Origin of the sequence: Streptomyces melanosporofaciens, assembly GCF_900105695.1 — a bacterium.
Lineage (GTDB): Bacteria > Actinomycetota > Actinomycetes > Streptomycetales > Streptomycetaceae > Streptomyces > Streptomyces antimycoticus.
The window spans coordinates 5,932,594-5,948,252 of sequence record NZ_FNST01000002.1; the positions used below are offsets into that span (position 1 = coordinate 5,932,594).

The 15,659-nt window shown below is 71.1% G+C and carries 18 protein-coding genes and 1 pseudogene; 11 read left to right on the top strand and 8 right to left on the bottom strand.

Going from position 1 to position 15,659, the window contains the following annotated elements; genetic code table 11:
* The first annotated feature begins 703 nt into the window (after positions 1 to 703).
* The 6 genes from BLV72_RS50185 (at position 704) to BLV72_RS50195 (ending at position 6,230) form a co-directional block, all read left to right on the top strand.
* Complete coding sequence (locus BLV72_RS50185; protein ID WP_244321037.1) at positions 704 to 2,017, top strand: transketolase family protein; 1,314 nt, start codon at positions 704 to 706, stop codon at positions 2,015 to 2,017.
* Positions 1,960 to 2,751, top strand: coding sequence for a transketolase-like TK C-terminal-containing protein (locus tag BLV72_RS50190; RefSeq protein WP_244321448.1), 792 nt, complete (start codon positions 1,960 to 1,962; stop codon positions 2,749 to 2,751). Before BLV72_RS50185 ends, BLV72_RS50190 begins: the two co-directional genes overlap by 58 nt.
* A gap of 27 nt (positions 2,752 to 2,778) precedes the next feature.
* Complete coding sequence (gnd, locus tag BLV72_RS28550) at positions 2,779 to 3,813, top strand: phosphogluconate dehydrogenase (NAD(+)-dependent, decarboxylating) (RefSeq protein WP_093465806.1); 1,035 nt, start codon at positions 2,779 to 2,781, stop codon at positions 3,811 to 3,813.
* Positions 3,810 to 5,264, top strand: a complete 1,455-nt coding sequence (gene zwf / locus BLV72_RS28555; RefSeq protein ID WP_093465808.1) for a glucose-6-phosphate dehydrogenase — start codon at positions 3,810 to 3,812, stop codon at positions 5,262 to 5,264. The genes gnd and zwf overlap by 4 nt, the downstream gene beginning before the upstream one ends.
* Positions 5,261 to 5,821, top strand: coding sequence for a DNA-3-methyladenine glycosylase I (locus BLV72_RS28560; RefSeq protein ID WP_093465809.1), 561 nt, complete (start codon positions 5,261 to 5,263; stop codon positions 5,819 to 5,821). The genes zwf and BLV72_RS28560 overlap by 4 nt, the downstream gene beginning before the upstream one ends.
* A 208-nt stretch (positions 5,822 to 6,029) precedes the next feature.
* Positions 6,030 to 6,230 carry an SDR family oxidoreductase gene (locus BLV72_RS50195; RefSeq protein ID WP_342030678.1) on the top strand — a complete coding sequence of 67 codons (201 nt, stop codon included), beginning with the start codon at positions 6,030 to 6,032 and terminating at the stop codon, positions 6,228 to 6,230.
* A gap of 39 nt (positions 6,231 to 6,269) precedes the next feature.
* On the opposite strand, the gene BLV72_RS28570 is transcribed toward BLV72_RS50195, so the two are convergent.
* Positions 6,270 to 7,169: a LysR family transcriptional regulator gene (locus BLV72_RS28570; RefSeq protein ID WP_093465813.1), complete on the bottom strand. Its 900-nt coding sequence runs from the start codon at positions 7,167 to 7,169 to the stop codon at positions 6,270 to 6,272.
* 174 nt (positions 7,170 to 7,343) lie between these two features.
* Between BLV72_RS28570 and BLV72_RS28575 the strand changes: the two genes are divergently transcribed.
* The 3 genes from BLV72_RS28575 to BLV72_RS28585 all read left to right on the top strand — a co-directional run bounded on the left by BLV72_RS28575 (position 7,344) and on the right by BLV72_RS28585 (position 9,796).
* Positions 7,344 to 8,306: a zinc-binding dehydrogenase gene (locus BLV72_RS28575; protein WP_244321040.1), complete on the top strand. Its 963-nt coding sequence runs from the start codon at positions 7,344 to 7,346 to the stop codon at positions 8,304 to 8,306.
* A 23-nt stretch (positions 8,307 to 8,329) separates the two neighbouring features.
* A complete protein-coding gene (budC, locus tag BLV72_RS28580) occupies positions 8,330 to 8,884 on the top strand; it encodes a meso-2,3-butanediol dehydrogenase (RefSeq protein ID WP_244321042.1) in 555 nt (184 codons plus the stop codon).
* A 111-nt stretch (positions 8,885 to 8,995) separates the two neighbouring features.
* Positions 8,996 to 9,796: an HD domain-containing protein gene (locus BLV72_RS28585; protein WP_093465815.1), complete on the top strand. Its 801-nt coding sequence runs from the start codon at positions 8,996 to 8,998 to the stop codon at positions 9,794 to 9,796.
* Here the strand turns inward: BLV72_RS28585 and BLV72_RS51580 are convergent.
* The 3 genes from BLV72_RS51580 to BLV72_RS48860 form a co-directional block, all read right to left on the bottom strand.
* Complete coding sequence (locus BLV72_RS51580; protein ID WP_342030679.1) at positions 9,699 to 10,226, bottom strand: alpha/beta fold hydrolase; 528 nt, start codon at positions 10,224 to 10,226, stop codon at positions 9,699 to 9,701. The genes BLV72_RS28585 and BLV72_RS51580 overlap by 98 nt on opposite strands.
* A 320-nt stretch (positions 10,227 to 10,546) precedes the next feature.
* Positions 10,547 to 10,819 (bottom strand): hypothetical protein, encoded by a 273-nt coding sequence (locus tag BLV72_RS48855; RefSeq protein ID WP_244321044.1) that lies wholly within the window; start codon positions 10,817 to 10,819, stop codon positions 10,547 to 10,549.
* Positions 10,816 to 11,229 carry a hypothetical protein gene (locus tag BLV72_RS48860; protein ID WP_208906122.1) on the bottom strand — a complete coding sequence of 138 codons (414 nt, stop codon included), beginning with the start codon at positions 11,227 to 11,229 and terminating at the stop codon, positions 10,816 to 10,818. Before BLV72_RS48860 ends, BLV72_RS48855 begins: the two co-directional genes overlap by 4 nt.
* 48 nt (positions 11,230 to 11,277) lie before the next feature.
* On the opposite strand from BLV72_RS48860, the gene BLV72_RS28600 reads away from it, so the two are divergent.
* Entirely contained in the window at positions 11,278 to 11,481 is a 204-nt protein-coding gene (locus tag BLV72_RS28600; RefSeq protein ID WP_244321045.1) for a hypothetical protein, read from the top strand.
* Between the two features lie 81 nt (positions 11,482 to 11,562).
* On the opposite strand, the gene BLV72_RS28605 is transcribed toward BLV72_RS28600, so the two are convergent.
* A complete protein-coding gene (locus BLV72_RS28605; protein ID WP_093465817.1) occupies positions 11,563 to 12,327 on the bottom strand; it encodes an SDR family NAD(P)-dependent oxidoreductase in 765 nt (254 codons plus the stop codon).
* 198 nt (positions 12,328 to 12,525) lie between these two features.
* The gene (locus tag BLV72_RS28610; protein ID WP_093465819.1) at positions 12,526 to 13,125 is read right to left on the bottom strand and encodes a TetR/AcrR family transcriptional regulator; all 600 of its coding nucleotides are present in this window, start codon (positions 13,123 to 13,125) and stop codon (positions 12,526 to 12,528) included.
* Positions 13,126 to 13,545: 420 nt separating this feature from the next.
* Between BLV72_RS28610 and BLV72_RS28615 the strand changes: the two genes are divergently transcribed.
* The gene (locus BLV72_RS28615; protein ID WP_093465821.1) at positions 13,546 to 14,043 is read left to right on the top strand and encodes a DUF2975 domain-containing protein; all 498 of its coding nucleotides are present in this window, start codon (positions 13,546 to 13,548) and stop codon (positions 14,041 to 14,043) included.
* Positions 14,044 to 14,091: 48 nt separating this feature from the next.
* Here BLV72_RS28615 and BLV72_RS28620 read toward each other — a convergent pair.
* Positions 14,092 to 14,234: pseudogene (locus tag BLV72_RS28620) on the bottom strand (potassium-transporting ATPase subunit C).
* 63 nt (positions 14,235 to 14,297) lie between these two features.
* On the bottom strand, positions 14,298 to 15,653 hold the full coding sequence (lysA, locus tag BLV72_RS28625; protein WP_093465823.1) for a diaminopimelate decarboxylase: 1,356 nt from the start codon (positions 15,651 to 15,653) through the stop codon (positions 14,298 to 14,300).
* Positions 15,654 to 15,659: the final 6 nt, after the last annotated feature.

The following is a 15,659-nucleotide window of genomic DNA, read 5'->3' on the forward strand; positions in this document are numbered from 1 at the left end:
GGCATGACGCGATTGGTCAACGCGGTCGTGGTCCTCCGGTTCACGGCGGATGCCATCCTCCGGCTGTGGCAGAGCGCCGCCCGCGCGCCCACAGCGGAACACACCGCGGCGCGCGCGGAGCTCCTCCGGGCCGGCGGGGCGCTGGTGGACTGGTACGAGCGGACGGCCCGAGCGCTCGCCGGGGAGGGCCCGGTCCCTGACCCGGTCGACACCGGGCTCGCGACCGGCCGCCTCGTCGAGGCGGTGAACCGCGACCTCGGCGCGGCGGACGCGGGCGGAACCGCGACGGACGCCGGGGAAACCACCGCAGGCGCACACGGAGCCGCGGCGGCGATCGGAATGTTCCGCGGCCCACATCGACGCCGTCCAGCGCCTCCAGGCCGTGCTCCTGGGGCCCGCACGAGCGGCCTCGGAGCAGTGCCCGCCCCGTTCGTGGCTCACCGGATTCGCCCGCGGACACACCGGAGCCCCGGCGGCCGAAGTTGAGGGTGGATACGGGCGAGCCTAGGCTGGTGGAAGTGGGCAAACGAGATGGCCCACACTCGGCCGAACGCCCCACCATCGTGTCTGGCACGGCGGTCGCTTCCGAACCGGACGCGGCCCAACGCACGGCCGCCGCTCAGCTCCGGCCCCTCTTGGCCAGGCCCGTGGACACAGTGCACAAGCGCAGACATCCATCAAGCGCACGGAGGGCGGCGAAGCCATGACCGACCTGGACACGCTGTCGGTGAACACGATCCGCGGACTGTGCATGGACGCGGTGCAAAAGGCGAATTCGGGGCACCCCGGAACGCCGATGGGGATGGCGCCCGTCGCGTACACCCTGTGGCAGCGGTTTCTGCGCTTCGACCCCGCCGATCCGATCTGGCCGAACCGCGACCGCTTCGTGCTCTCCGAGGGCCACGCCTCCGCCCTGCTCTGGTCGCTCCTCTACCTGACCGGTGTCCGTACGGTCGATCCCGAGTACGAGGTGCTGGGCCGTCCGGCGGTGACCCTCGACGATCTCAAGTCCTTCCGGCAGCTCGACTCGCGCTGCCCAGGACACCCCGAGTACCGGTGGACGAGCGGTGTCGAGACGACCACCGGCCCGCTCGGCCAGGGAGTCGCCACCTCTGTCGGCATGGCGATCGCCGGCCGGTGGCTGGGGGCGAGGTTCAACCGCCCGGACTTCCCGCTCTTCGACTTCGATGTGTACGCGCTCGCCGGGGACGGCTGCATGATGGAGGGCGTCGCCTCCGAGGCGGCGTCGCTGGCCGGACACTTGCGGCTGTCCAACCTGTGCTGGATCTACGACTCCAACCGGGTCACCATCGAGGGCCACACCGACATCACCTTCACCGAGGACGTCGCCGCCCGCTTCCTGGCCTACGGCTGGAACGTGACCAGCATCGCCGACGCCAACGACCTCGACCGGATCAGCCGCGCCTTCCACACCTTCCGGGCCGAGGCCGCGCGCCCGACCCTGATCCTCGTGCACAGCCACATCGGCTACGGCTCCCCGGTCGAGGACTCGCCGAAGGCACACGGAGCGCCGTTCGGGCCGGAGGGGGTCAGAGCCACCAAGCGCGTCCTCGGCATTCCGCCGGACGCCGACTTCCACATACCCGACGGTGTGCCCGACTGGTTCGCGCGGGGCATCGGCGCCCGGGGCGCCGAGTTGCGCACCGGCTGGGAGAAGATGTTCGACGCCTACCGCGATGCGTACCCCGATTTCGCCGACGAGTTGGAGCGCGTCCAGCGCCGTGAGCTCCCGGACGGCTGGGAGACCGCGCTGCCCACCTTCCCGGCCGATCCCAAGGGCCTGGCCAGCCGCGATTCGTCGGGCCAGGTGCTGAACGCCGTGGCCAAGGCGGTGCCCTGGATCCTCGGCGGGTCCGCCGACCTCACCCCGTCGACCAAGACCCGGCTGACCTTCGGGGAACGGGCGACTTCCAGCCCGGGGCCCGGTCCGGGCGCAATCTGCACTTCGGCGTCCGGGAACACGCGTCCGCCGCCGTCGCCAACGGAATGGCGTTGACGAAGCTCCGTCCGTACTGGTCCGGGTTCCTGATCTTCTCCGACTACGCCAAGGCGGCCATTCGCCTCTCCGCGCTGATGGAGATCCCCACCGTGCACATCTTCACCCACGACTCCATCGGGGTCGGCGAGGACGGCCCCACCCACCAGCCCGTCGAGCAGCTCGCGGGGCTGCGCGCGACGCCAGGGCTGCTGGTCTTCCGCCCGGCCGACGCGAACGAGGTCGTCGAGACCTGGCGGGTGGTCGCCGCCCTGCGCCGGGAACCGGCCGCGCTGGTCCTCTCCCGCCAGCCCCTGCCCACCCTGGACCGAGATCGGCTCGCGGCGGCCAGTGGTGTCGCGTGGGGTGCCTATGTGCTGGCCGACGCGGATCGGGGCGAGCCCGAGGTGATCCTGCTCGCCACCGGCTCCGAGGTGGCGCTGGCCCTGGCCGCGCACGAGGAACTCACCGCCGAGGGCATCGCCTCCCGGGTGGTGAGCATGCCGTGCTGGGAGCTGTTCGACCGTCAGCCGCGGGAGTACCGCGACCAGGTGCTGCCACCCGCGGTGACACGAAGGGTCGCGGTGGAAGAGGGCTCCACCTTCGGCTGGGACCGGTATGTCGGTGACGGCGGGGCCATCGTCGGAATGCACACCTTCGGCGCCTCCGCACCCCTCAAACAACTGCTCACGAAGTTCGGATTCACCCCCGAGCGCGTCGCGCACGTGGCGCGCGAGCTGGTGGCTTCGGGCTGAGCGGGCCATGACGTGACAGGAGAGCACATGGCTACCGACACCCCCATGCAGCTCGGCATGATCGGGCTCGGCCGGATGGGCGCGAACCTCGTACGCCGGCTGACGCGCGACGGCCACCACTGTGTGGTCTATGACGTCAACGAGAGCGCGGTGAGGGAGCTGGAAGGCGAGGGCGCCATCGCCGCCCACTCGCTCGGCGACCTGGTGACGAAGCTGGAGCGGCCACGGGCCGTCTGGCTGATGCTGCCCGCCGCCGTCGTACAGTCCACCCTCGATCAGCTCACCGACCTCCTCGACCCGGACGACGCGGTCATCGACGGTGGCAACTCCTACTACCGCGACGACATCACCCGCGCGGCACAGCTCACTCCGCACCGGCTGCACTATCTGGACTGCGGAACCTCGGGCGGGGTCTGGGGACTTGAACGCGGCTACTGCCTCATGATCGGCGGCGAGCAGGAGCCCGTCACCCGGCTCGACCCCATCTTCCGCACCATCGCGCCCGGCACCGGCACCGCCGAGCCCACACCGAGCAGACACGCCAACGGGTCGGCCCCGGAAGGCTATCTGCACTGCGGTCCCAGCGGGGCCGGCCACTTCGTGAAGATGGTCCACAACGGGGTCGAGTACGGAATGATGGCCGCGATCGCCGAGGGGCTCAGCATCATCGAGCACGCGGACGCCGGGCTCCGCAAGCGCTCCGCGGACGCCGAGACCACCCCGCTGCGCGAGCCGGAGGCGTACCAGTACGAGATCGACGTCGGCGAGGTCGCCGAAGTGTGGCGTCGCGGCTCGGTCGTGGGCTCCTGGCTCGTCGACCTCACCGCCGACGCACTGGCCCGGTCGCCGAAGCTGGACGGGTTCACCGGGCGCGTCTCGGACTCCGGTGAAGGGCGCTGGACGGTACTGGCCGCGGTCGACGAGGGCGTACCCGCCGCGGTGATCAGCACGGCGCTCACCGACCGGTTCGCGTCCCGGGGCCTCGGCGAGTTCGCCGACCGGGTGCTGTCCGCCATGCGCAGCGAGTTCGGTGGGCACGCCGAGAAGCGGAGCGGGCGATGAGCGGGCCGGACGACCATGTGATCGTGCTCTTCGGCGCCACCGGGGACCTCGCCAAGCGCAAACTCCTGCCCGGGCTGTTCCACCTCGCCACGGCGGGCCTCCTCCCCGGCGGCTACCGCATCGTGGGCTCGACACCGGCTCGCTCGGCCATGAGCGACGACGCCTTCCGCACCCTCGCGCACGACGCGGTGGCCACCTTCGGGCGGTCCAAGCCGACCGGGCCGGTGTGGAAGACCTTCGAGGAGTCGCTGTCCTTCGGCGCGGCCGACCCCCAGGACCCGGGCCCGCTGCTCGCGGCCGTACGGGCGGCCGAGGACTCCCTCGGCGGGCCGTCACGCAGACTGTTCCACCTGGCCATCCCGCCCTCGGCGTTCGCGTCCATCATCGGCATGCTCGGCGACACGGACCTGGCCAAGGACGCGAAGGTGATCGTGGAGAAGCCCTTCGGCACCGATCTCGCGTCGGCACAAGCGCTCAACGAGACGATCCACACCGTGTTCGACGAGTCCCAGGTCTTCCGCATCGATCACTTCCTCGGCAAGGAGTCGGTGGACAACATCCTCGCCCTCCGCTTCGCCAATGGGATGTTCGAACCCATCTGGAACCGCGACCACATCAGCTATGTGCAGGTCGACGTGCCCGAGACGCTCGGACTCGAAGGCCGCGCCCACTTCTACGAAGGCACCGGGGCCTTCCGCGACATGATCGTCACGCATCTGATCCAGGTGCTCGGCATCGTGGCGATGGACCCACCGGTCTCGCTCGCCGCCAAGCCGTTGCGCGACGAGAAGGACAAGGTCTTCGAGGCGTTGCGCCCCATCGAACCCGCGCATGTCGTACGCGGCCAGTACGAGGGCTACCTCGACGAACCGGGGGTCGCCCCCGATTCGTCGACCGAGACCTTTACCGCGCTGCGGATGGAGGTGGACAACTGGCGGTGGGCCGGAGTCCCGTTCCACCTGCGCTCCGGCAAGAGCCTCGCACAGCGCCGCCAGGTGATCACCCTCGGACTGCGCGAGCCGCCCCTGCGGATGTTCGCCACCGACCCCGCCGATCAGCGGCAGGACTGCGGCAACAAGATCGTGATCGACTTCGGGGACCCCGGGTGGATCGCCGCCGCCTTCCTCGCCAAGGAGCCCGGCCCCGCCATGCGGCTCGAACCGGCGACGATGACCTTCGGCTACGCCGGCTCCTTCTGCGAGGAGAACGGACTCGAAGGCTACGAACGCCTGATTCTGGACGCCATGCTGGGCGACCAGTCGCTGTTCACCCGGTCCGCCGGCATCGAACACATCTGGCGGGCGGCGACGCCCCTCCTCGAGAACCCACCGCCGGTCCAGCCGTACGCCCCCGGCTCATGGGGCCCCGAACCGGCCGTCAGCGACCTGATCGCACCCCACCCGTGGCATCTGCCGGAAGCCGTCCAGATGTTCCCCGGAACCGGCACATGACCGACCGCCGCTGCGCGTGGGCGCTGAGCTCCGACGCGATGGCGGCCTACCACGACAGGGAGTGGGGCCGTCCCGCGCACGACGACCGGCACTTGTTCGAAATGCTGCTCCTGGAAGGGGCCCAGGCCGGGCTGTCCTGGTCGACCGTGCTGACCAAGCGCGAGAACTACCGCCGCGCCCTCGACGGATTCGACCCCGAGATCATCGCCTCCTACGGCCAGTCACGGCTGGACGACCTGCTCGCGAACGACGGAATCATCCGCAACCGACTGAAGATCGCGTCGACGGTGAAAAACGCCCGCGCCTTCCTCGGCATCCGGGAAGTCTTCGGCTCTTTCGACACCTATCTGTGGGACTGGGTGAAGGGCACCCCCATCGTGAACCACCCGGCGCCCGGCGATCCGCTGCCGAGCAGCACCGACCTGTCCGACCGCATCGCCAAGGACCTCAAGCGCCGCGGCTTCACCTTCGTCGGCACCACGATCGTCTACGCCTATCTGCAGGCGGTGGGGGTCGTCGACGACCATGTCGACGGCTGCCCCGCGAAATCCCGTTAGAGCGGCCCGTCCTGCCCTGAACCACACCGGTTGCGGTCCCCGGTCGCGGATGCTGCTGTGGACGTGCGGCCATCGTGGGCGTGCCCCCGAGGAGAAGGCCGCGCGGACCAGAGCGCCGTCCGGGGCCCTGCGGGGCCCGGCCGGTGTGCGCCCGCCGGGGCGTGTGCAACGCCCTTGGCCCGTCGCGGAGGGATCCGGCTATGACGCCGTGCAGGTCGCTCCCACACGGACCGAGACCACCGCCCAGACGGAGGAGAACCTGCAGCGCCTGGCCGCCCAGGCGCCCGCAGGGCGGCCTGCGGCCGCCGCCGAGATCGCGGCGGCGATCGTGTACCTGGCCGACGACGAGACGAGCAGCTTCGTCCAGGGCGCGGTTGTGCCCGTCGACGGCGGCCGCGTCGCCGTCTGACTCCGGGCACCGGTCCCTGTCGGCGCTGTCCGGGGTCGGCTAACCGGCGGCCGGCTGCTCGAACGCGGCGATGAGCCGCCCCAGATCCTGGCGCCGTGAATCGGCCGACCACACCGCCCACGTCCGGCGCAGGAGCGGATGGCCGACCAGCGGCGACCACGCCACTCCCGTGGGAATGGGCTGCGACCAGTCCGGTGGAGCCATCGCGAAGGCCCGCCCGGCGCTGACGGCCGCAAATTTCACCTCCGCGATCAGCCGCTGTCCCTTGGGCGCCTGCACTCCCGGATCGAGGCCGTGGCTGCGCAGGATCGCCGTCAGCTCGTCGTACCAGGCGGGGCTGTCCGCACGCGGGAAGGACACCCACTCCAGCCCGGCCAGCGCCTCCAGGGGGATGCCCTCCGGCCCGGCCAGCTCCGCCGCCTGCTCCGCGGCCACCAGCACGCCCAGCCGTTCCTTGTTGACCACCATCGCGTCGAATTCCTGCCCGGTGGGGCGCTCCCGCAGCAACCCCAGTTCGAGCTCGCCGGCGTGCAGCGCGGCCAGCTGCTCGGAGGTGGACAGATGCCGGGCCTGGACCCGGGTGTCGGGGCATGCCTCGGCCAGCTCGGTGAGCGCGGGACCGAGCAGGCGCGAGGGGAACTCCAGCGGAATGCCGATCCGCAGCACCCCTCCGCCCCCGCCGGTGTACCGGGCCATCGTCCGCAGCGCCTGATCACGCCGGGCGAGCATCGCCCGCGCCTCCCCGAGCAGGGCGGCCCCCGCGTCCGTGGGCCGCACCCCGGTGCTGCTGCGCACCAGCAGCTTCACCCTGAGCTCCCGCTCCAGAGCGCTGACCGTCTGGGACAGCGCCGGCTGGCTGACGTGCAGCCGCCGCGCCGCGGCCGAGAAACCGCCCTCTTCGACCACTGCCACAAAGGAATGCAACTCCCGCAGGTCCATGTGCCTATCGCACCACGGTGGGAACGCTCGATCCACGACCGGCCACAGCCTGCCCTTATGGGCCCCATAAGGGGCGCCACCGCGCCGGGTTTTGCCCGATCGCCAGCGGCCATCCGCGGGGCTACGGTGAAAAGGGGTCTCGCCGACACCCGGAGCCATATGGTGCGTGCCATCGTGATCGAGAAGTTCGGAGGACCGGAGAGCCTCGTCTACACGGAGCTACCGGATCCTGAGCCCGAGGCCGGTCAGGTCGTCATCGACATCAAGGCCTTCGGCCTCAACCACGCCGAGATGCATATGCGCAGGGGCGAGTGGGCCGAGGCCGCCAAGGTCAGCGGTATCGAATGCGTGGGGCTGGTGGCATCGTGCCCCGGCGGTGAGTTCCCCGTCGGGGCGAAGGTCGCCGCGCTGATGGGCGGCCTCGGACGCACCATCAACGGCAGCTACGCGGAATACACCCGGGCGTCGGCGTCGAATGTGGCACTCATCGAATCCGACCTGCCCTGGGCCGAGCTGGCCGTCATCCCGGAAACCTACGCGACCGCCTGGACATGCCTGTTCCGCAATCTGGAGATCACCCCGGGGCAGACCCTGGTCATCCGGGGAGCGACCTCGGCCTTCGGCCAGGCCGCCGTCAACCTCGCGGTGAACGCCGGTGCCCGCGTCATCGGCACCTCGCGCAACCGTGAGCGCTTCGTCCTGCTGGAGGAACTCGGCGTGGAGCGAGCCGAGTTGGAGGAGCCGCACCTCTCCGAGCGGATCCCCGAAGCCAAGCGGCTCGACGCGGTGCTCGACCTGGTGGGCAACACCACCATCCTCGACTCGCTGGCCATGCTGCGCCGGGGCGGCCGTGCCTGCCTGGCGGGCTGGCTCGGCGGGCTCGACCCGATCGGGGACTTCAACCCGCTGCTGCAGATGGCAAGCGGCGTCTATCTGACCTTCTTCGGCAGCTTTGTGTTCGGGACGCCCGGTTTCCCGCTCTCCGATGTGCCGCTCCAGGCAATCGCGGAGCAGGTGGCGGCGGGCCGCCTCAAGGCGAAGCCCTCGCGTGTGTTCCGTTTCGAGGACATCCACGAAGCACATCGCGTGATGGAGGCGGGCGAGGGCAAGGGCAAGATGGTGGTCGTCCTCGACTGACCGCCGCCGTGTGCGGACTAGGTATGAAGTATGGCGTGGCGGGGGAGTACGGCCGTCTGGATGTGCTGGTCAACAACGCGGCGGTGGCCGCGGTCGGCACCGTGGGCGACATCGGCACGGCCGACTGGCGGCAGGTCATGAGCGTCGTCGCCGACGGCACCTTCTTCATGTCGAGGGCCGCACTGCCGCATCTGCGTGCCGTCGGCGGCAACATCGTGAACGTCGGCTCGGTCTCCGGCCTCGGCGGGGACTGGGGTCTGGCCGCCTACAACGCCGCGAAGGGCGCGGTGGTCAACCTGACCCACGCCATGGCGCTCGACCACGGCGCCGAAGGTGTGCGGGTCAACGCGGTGCACCCGAGCCTCACCGCCACCGAGATGGCCACGCCCGTGGTGGAGAGCGAGACCGCCATGGCCGCGTTCCGCCAGCGCATCCCCATGCAGCGCGCGGCCGAGCCCGAGGAGGTCGCCGACGTGATCGCCTTCCTGGCCAGTGCCGATGCCCGGTTCGTCAACGGCGTCCAGATCCCGGTCGACGGCGGACTCCGGGCCTCCTCGGGCCAGCCCCGCATGTTCTGAGCACCCCAGGTGGCGAGAATCGGGAGCTGTTTGGCATTCTCGCCGCTGTGTGACTCGACGACGCATTCGTAGGCTCTCGGTTAATCAACCGCCGATGAGGGAGCGCCTCGGATGACCGACGAGAACAAGAGCGCAAAGAAATTCGCCCGGCGTACGATGCTGCAACACGGCGCCGGTATCGCCGCGGTGGGAGCGATATCCGCGCTCGCCACCGCGGTATCCACCGCGCCTGCCGCCGCACGCACCACGGGGGCGAAGTCGACCCCGCGCACCCTGCCCTCGACCGTGGCCGGGGTCCGCATTCCCGACAGCCAACTGGCCCGGGAAGTCGCGGCCTACGCACAGAAAGTGTGCTCCGAGACGATCTTCAACCATTCCCTGCGGACGTATCTCTTCGGCGCTCTGGTATTCGACCGGCGCGGCGTCACCTACGACCGGGAACTCGTATTCGTCGCCGCGGTTTTGCATGACCTCGGACTGATCGAGGCGTTCCGGACCCCGACCGAGCGCTTCGAGGTCGACGGCGCCGACGCCGCACGGAAGTTCCTGACGGAACGTCATGTGCCGGCCGAGCGGGCGGAACTGGTCTGGGACGCGATCGCCCTGCACACCAACGTCGGCATCGCGACGCGGAAGAGGCCGGAGATCGCCATGGTCTCCGTCGGCTCCGGTATGGATTTCGCCGGGAACGACCTCCAGCAGATCCCGTCCGACGCTCTCGAGGACGTGCTCACCACCTTCCCCAGGAAGGGGTTCAAGAAGAACGCGATCGACACGATCCTCTCGCTGTGCCGCACCAAGCCCATGGCGGAGCTCATGCATCCCTTCGCCGAGGTCGGCCGCCGTCATATCCCCGACTTCTCGGTGCCCACCGTGGAGGATCTGGTGCTCGCCGCGCCCTTTGCGGAGTGATGGAGCTGTCCCGGTACGGCGCCAGGAAGGCGGTCAGCGCGGCCGGCATCGCCTCCGGGACCTCCTCGGCGGGGTAGTGGCCACAGCCGGGCAGAACATGACTCTCCACGTCGTCCGCGGCGAGCCGCATCGTGTTGCCGACCGCTTCGCCCAGGTTCTCCGCGCCCGCGAGGGTCAGGACGGGGAGGGTCAGCCGCCGGGCCTTGCGCTGCTGGTTCTGCGCGATGGTCGTGTCCAGCGCACGGTAGAACGCGAAGCTGGAGCGCAGGACCTCCGGGTCGGCCGCGAGGGTGTCGACGTGGTGCCGGACGGTGTGGTCGGGCAGTGCCTTCGCGGCCTTCGTGGCGAACTGGTGGCCGAAGTAGAGCTCTCCCGGCCGCTGACCAACTGCTCGTTGAGGTCGGGGAGGAGGTTGAAGCCGAAGTGCCACAGGCGGTCGTTGGCGTCCCCGCTGCCGAAAAGCGGCGGTGAGGGGGACAGTCCCGGGATGGCGGCCTCGGCGACGGCCAGCCGGTCGAGCCGGGCCAGCCGCACAGCAGCAGCAGCAGCGCGGGTCCTTCACCGCCGGTGACGGCGTGCAGACGCACGCGCCCGGTGTCGACGTAGCGGCTGGTGAAGGTGTCGGTGAAGCCGTCCGGAAGGCCCGGCGCCCGGGCGGCGGAGCGGGGGCCCTCGGGCGTGGGCCGGGGAGTGGGGGAGGAACTCACGATGATTCCTTGCACGGGAGGGGGTGTGCGGGGTGACCGTCGCTCAGGTGGCGGGGCGTCTCAGCGCGGCGCCGAGGGTCGTCGCGACGACGGCGATGGCGAGGATGAGGGTCGCCACGTTCTGGTTGATGGCCTGGTCGAGGAGGCCCAGGGCCGGCGTGGGCGCGATCGTGCCGGTGTAGGCGGACAGGAAGTACGTCGCGAGCAGATCCGCCCTGCGCCGCGGATCGGCCGGCCGCTGGGTGACGGCGATGCCGCGGCGGAACGCCAGGCCGATGCCGGTACCCGCGAGGAGCGTGCCGACGACGAACGTCACCAGTGACCGTGTCCACAGCCCGGTCTCGAACACCGCGCCGCCCGCCATGAGGAACGCCGGTGCCGCCCAGCGCCCGGAGATCCACCGTGCCGGGGCGGCCACTGCGCGGCCAGGGCGATGAGGAACAGCAGCCCGACCTCCGCGCCGACGGCCGCGAGGTTGTGGACGTGCAGTCGTTCCCGGAGGAAGGACGGCACCAGCGACGAGAACAGCCCGCTGACCGCGAACGCGGCGAGGACGGCCGTGGCGGCCCGCAGGAATTCGGCCCGCGCCGCCGGTCGGCCGGGGACGGTCGGACGGCGCACGGACACCGTGGGGCGGCGCCGCGCGGTGACGGTCTCCGGGGTGACGACGAGGGCGAGGAGGGCCGGCGCCAGGCTCGCGGCATCGGACAGCGAGGCGAACACCATGAGGGCGAGCACCGTCCCCGACGCGTAGACGGCGAAGACCAGCGTCGGGTGCGCGAGGCGCTGGCGGCCTCGGCCGACCCTCAGGTGCTGGACGAGCTCGCCACGTACGTCGTCGCCGTCAATCGGTCGCTGGCCGTGCTGAGCCGCGCCGGTACGCCGGACGCGCAACTGCGCTCCGTGGTCCGGCTCGCGTGCGCGACGGTGGCGGACACCCTCGCCCGGACAGCGAGCGAGGGCGCCGCGCGGGGTTAGCGCGGCGCCCCGTGGGTCCGGGCCCACTCGTCGGACCGGGGTCGCGGCACTGCGCGTACGCCGGGCCGCGACCGTGCGGCGCTACGCCGCGATGACGGCCGCCGTGGTGCGACCCCCGTCGACGTCCAGCACGATGCCGTGGACGAACGCGGCCTCGTCACCGGCGAGGTAGACCGCGGCGTGCGCGATGGCCTGCGGACTTCCGACGCCCCCGGCCGGGGTGCCGTTCATCATGACGTCGCCCGGGTGCACCTCGCCGGGTACGGGCGTGTGGACCACTCCGGGAGAGATCGCGTTCACCCGCACGCCGCGCGGGCCGAACTCGGCCGCCCAGGCGCGCGTCAGGGTCTCCACCGCGCCCTTGGAGGAGCTGTAGAGCGCGCCGACGGGGATGCCCAGCCGCGCGATCCAGGACCCCAGATTGATGATCGCCCCGCCACCGGCCTCGGCCATGGCCGGAGCGACCGCGGCGGTCAGGAAGAACGGCGCCTTCACATTCACCGCGTAGACCCGGTCGAAGGCCGTCTCATCGGTGTCCACGGTGCTGTCACCGGGGTAGACACCGGCGTTGTTGACCAGGATGTCGATGTTCCCGCCCAGAGCGGACGTCGCCGCCTCGGCCAGGGCGCGGGACGCCGCGGCGCTCCCGTCCAGATCCGCCTGTACGAAGTCGGCCCGGCCGCCCCGCGCGCGAATGGCGCCGACGACCTCGGCGCCCCGCTCGGCGCTGCGCCCGGACACGATCACATGCGCGCCCTCGGCGGCGAACATCTCCGCGATCGCCCGTCCGATGTTGCTGGTCGCACCGGTGACCAGAGCCCTCTTGTCCTGCAGCCGTCCACTCATCACGCGCTCCTGCCACGCTCGTTACCCGCACCATCGAGGTCCCGCGGGACGCGACCTCGATCTCGGTCAGGTCGGACGCGCGGGCACCGCCCGGATCCGTCCGGGGGCCATGCCACTGTGCGAAGAAAAAAATGGACTTGCAAGTCCATTCGCCGCCGTCGGTGCCAGGGGTGACCTGCCCGTACGCCACTGCCCCGATCAGGCCGCGGCGCGCCGCAGATCCCCGATGCCCTGATCGAGCGCGGCCCGCAGATGGTCGGCCCGGCCGGTCGACTGGAGAATCGCCACGCCGCCCTGAATGCCCGCCAGCAGAGCGGCCGCGCGGCGCTCGACGTCCAGATCGGCGGGCAGGTGCCCGGCCGTCTGCAGGGCCCGGATGCCGGTGGCCAGGCTCGCCTGCCACTGACGCATCAACGCGACCACCACATCCCGGGCGCCCGGCGTGGAGCGGCCCAGGTGGAGGACCAGCGAGCCCAGCGAACACTCCTCGCCCTGCTCCTCGTAGCGCTCGACCACCACATCGCGCCACCGCTGCCACGCCTCCCAGGAGTCCAGGCACCCGAGGTACGGCTGCTGGTCCTCCAGGACCTGGTCGGCCTCGTAGCGCGCGACCGCCAGCAGCAGCTCGTCCTTCCCGGTGGGGAAGTAGTGGAACAACTGGCTCTTGCTGGTGCGGGTGCGCGCCATGACGTCGTCGAGGGTGGCGATCGACACGTCCTTCTCGCGCAGCACCGCGGCCGCGCCCTCGATGATCCGGTCCCGGGTGGCCTTCCCCTTTGCCGTCAGCTCCTTGTGCATGACGTCCCCTCTCGACTGGACTGGCTGGTCCAGTCTACTGAACGAGGTTCCGGGTCAGGGCCGGGTCAGGACCGCGGCGATCCCTCGGCAGCCGCTGGGGATTCGGGTGTCGGCCACAGCGCCCGGGCGGTGGCGGGCAGGCCGTCGACCGCGCCGGGGCCGAGCGTGGCGAGTCGGAGGATGTAGCCGGGCACCGTGGCGGTGATCAGCGTCGAGCATCGTCTGGGGCCGCGGTCCCGGCGAGTACGGACGCGTCGCGTACCTCATCACCGACGGCGGGACCACCGCACTGCCTCCGGACGGCCGGGCGCGCAGCGCCAAGGTCCTGCGCATGGAACTCACGCGGTAGGCCGCCGAATTCGGCCTACTCCAAGCCGGGCTTCGATTGACTGTCGATCGAAATCAATCGATATTCGATACATGCACCGACTCTTCATCGTCGCACTCCGGGCCGGCCTCGTCGCAGCGATCCTGGCCGGACTCTTCGGCCAGATCGTCGTGATACCGACGACGGCGGCCGACGAGGTCGACCGCTTCCCGCCCTACGCCCCGTTCGCCGCGCCCTATGTGACGGTGGCGATCGTCGGCGTCGCGTGTGTGCAAGTCGCGCTCGTCGCGGTGTGGATGCTGCTCGCCATGGTCCGGCGCGGTGCGATCTTCACGCCGATGGCCTTCCGATGGGTCGATGCCATCATCGGGTCCTCGGTCGTGGCCACGCTGCTGGCGGTCGGGGTCACCGGGCATCTGGCGCTGACCGACATCCCCTCTCCCGACGACGGCATGGAGGTCATCGGCGCCCTGGGCGGCGCCGTCGTGGCCGTCGTCATGGGGGTGTCGTTCGCGATGATCATGGTCATTATGCGCAGCCTGCTGCGCAAGGCGACGGATCTGCAGAGCGAGCTGGCCGAGGTGGTCTGATGGCGATCACCGTCGACCTCGACCTCCTGCTCGCCAGGCGCAAGCGCCTCATCGGCGGTCGGCCAGTGCGGCGTTGAGCTGGACGACGTTCACCCGCCGCTCGCCCAGGAAGCCGAGGACGCGCTCCTCGACATGGGCGGTGACGAGCGCGTGCACGGTCGCGGACCGCGGGTCTCGGCGACCCGGTTCACCTGTTCATAGGCGTACGCCGGGGAGATATGCGGGCCGAGGCCGTCGTCGCTGACCTTCGGCGGCTACAGACCGACGTCGCGGCTGCGGATGTCGTCCAGCGACTCGCGCCGTACCAGCAGCCGAGCCCTCCCGTCGGCGACGGCGACCACCGGCGGGCGGCCGACCAGGTTGTAACCGGAGGCCATGGACAGGTGGTACGCGCCCGCCACCGGCACCGCGAGCAGGTCGCCGGGGCGGATGTCGCCGGGCAGCTCCGCCTCGCCCGCCAGCACGTCGCCGGCCTCGCAGTGGCGTCCGGCCACGGTGGCGGTGGCGAGCGGGGCCCTGGTGGCGCGGCCCACGAGCCGGGGCGCGTAGCGCACTCCGTACAGCGCCGGGCGGGGGTTGTCGCTCATCCCGCCGTCCACCGCGACGAAGGTGCGATGCCCGGTGCGCTTGACGGCCAGGACCCGGTACAGCGCGATCCCGGCCGGTCCCACGACGGCGCGGCCCGGTTCGATGATCAGCCGGGGCACGGGCAGCCCGGCCGCCGCGCAGCTGTCGGCCAGTTCGGCGCGCACCCGGGGCCCGAGCGCGGCGATGTCCAGGGCGGGCTCGCCGGGGCGGTAGGCGATGCCGTACCCGCCGCCCAGATCCAGCTCGGGCAGGGTGATCCCGTGCTGGTCCCGGACCCGGGCCAGCAGGCCGACCATGCGCCGTACGGCCGCCAGATAGGGCTTGGCGGAGGTGATCTGGGAACCCAGATGGCAGTGGAGGCCGACCAGATCCAGATGTGGCTGGTCGAGGATCCGGGCGATGGCGTGGTGCGCCGAGCCATCGGCCAGCGACAGGCCGAACTTCTGGTCGTCGGTGCCGGTACGAACCTTGGCGTGGCCGCCCGCGGCGATGCCCGGGGCGACCCGGACCATCACCCTCTGGCGGCTGCCCTCGGGCACCGCGACGGCCAGCCGGGCGATCTCCGAGGGACTGTCGATGACGATGCGCCCGACCCCGAAGCGCAGGGCGGCCTGAAGGTCGTACGGGCTCTTGGCGTTGCCGTGCAGCACGATGTGCTCGGGCGGGAAACCGGTGGTGACCGCGAGCTCCAGCTCGCCGGCCGAGCACACGTCCAGGCCCATGCCCTCCTCCTCCACCCAGTGCGCCATGGCGCGGCACAGGAACGCCTTGGCGGCGTAGAGGACGGCCGCCTCCGGGAAGGCGTCGTGGTAGGCGCGGCAGCGGGCCCGGACCTCGCCCTCGTCGAGGAGGTACACGGGGGTGCCGAAGCGGTCCGCGACCTCGGTGAGCGACACTCCGCCGACGGCCAGGTCCCCGTGGGCGAGTGCGGTGGTCGAGGGGGGCCAGACGGACAGCGCGTCGTCGAGGGGCGGCGTGTGGGGCGGGCGGGGCTCGGTGCCGGCGATCAGTGGCGTGACCATGGTGTC

Excerpts from the sequence above, each read along its gene's own strand:
- BLV72_RS28610 (WP_093465819.1), bottom strand. The coding sequence starts at position 13,125 with ATGCACAAGGAGCTGACGGCAAAGGGGAAGGCCACCCGGGACCGGATC.
- BLV72_RS28585 (WP_093465815.1), top strand. The coding sequence starts at position 8,996 with ATGACCGACGAGAACAAGAGCGCAAAGAAATTCGCCCGGCGTACGATG.
- budC (WP_244321042.1), top strand. The coding sequence starts at position 8,330 with ATGAAGTATGGCGTGGCGGGGGAGTACGGCCGTCTGGATGTGCTGGTC.
- BLV72_RS28605 (WP_093465817.1), bottom strand. The coding sequence starts at position 12,327 with ATGAGTGGACGGCTGCAGGACAAGAGGGCTCTGGTCACCGGTGCGACC.
- zwf (WP_093465808.1), top strand. The coding sequence starts at position 3,810 with ATGAGCGGGCCGGACGACCATGTGATCGTGCTCTTCGGCGCCACCGGG.
- lysA (WP_093465823.1), bottom strand. The coding sequence starts at position 15,653 with ATGGTCACGCCACTGATCGCCGGCACCGAGCCCCGCCCGCCCCACACG.
- BLV72_RS48860 (WP_208906122.1), bottom strand. The coding sequence starts at position 11,229 with ATGGTGTTCGCCTCGCTGTCCGATGCCGCGAGCCTGGCGCCGGCCCTC.
- BLV72_RS28560 (WP_093465809.1), top strand. The coding sequence starts at position 5,261 with ATGACCGACCGCCGCTGCGCGTGGGCGCTGAGCTCCGACGCGATGGCG.
- gnd (WP_093465806.1), top strand. The coding sequence starts at position 2,779 with ATGGCTACCGACACCCCCATGCAGCTCGGCATGATCGGGCTCGGCCGG.
- BLV72_RS28570 (WP_093465813.1), bottom strand. The coding sequence starts at position 7,169 with ATGGACCTGCGGGAGTTGCATTCCTTTGTGGCAGTGGTCGAAGAGGGC.
- BLV72_RS28615 (WP_093465821.1), top strand. The coding sequence starts at position 13,546 with ATGCACCGACTCTTCATCGTCGCACTCCGGGCCGGCCTCGTCGCAGCG.
- BLV72_RS50185 (WP_244321037.1), top strand. The coding sequence starts at position 704 with ATGACCGACCTGGACACGCTGTCGGTGAACACGATCCGCGGACTGTGC.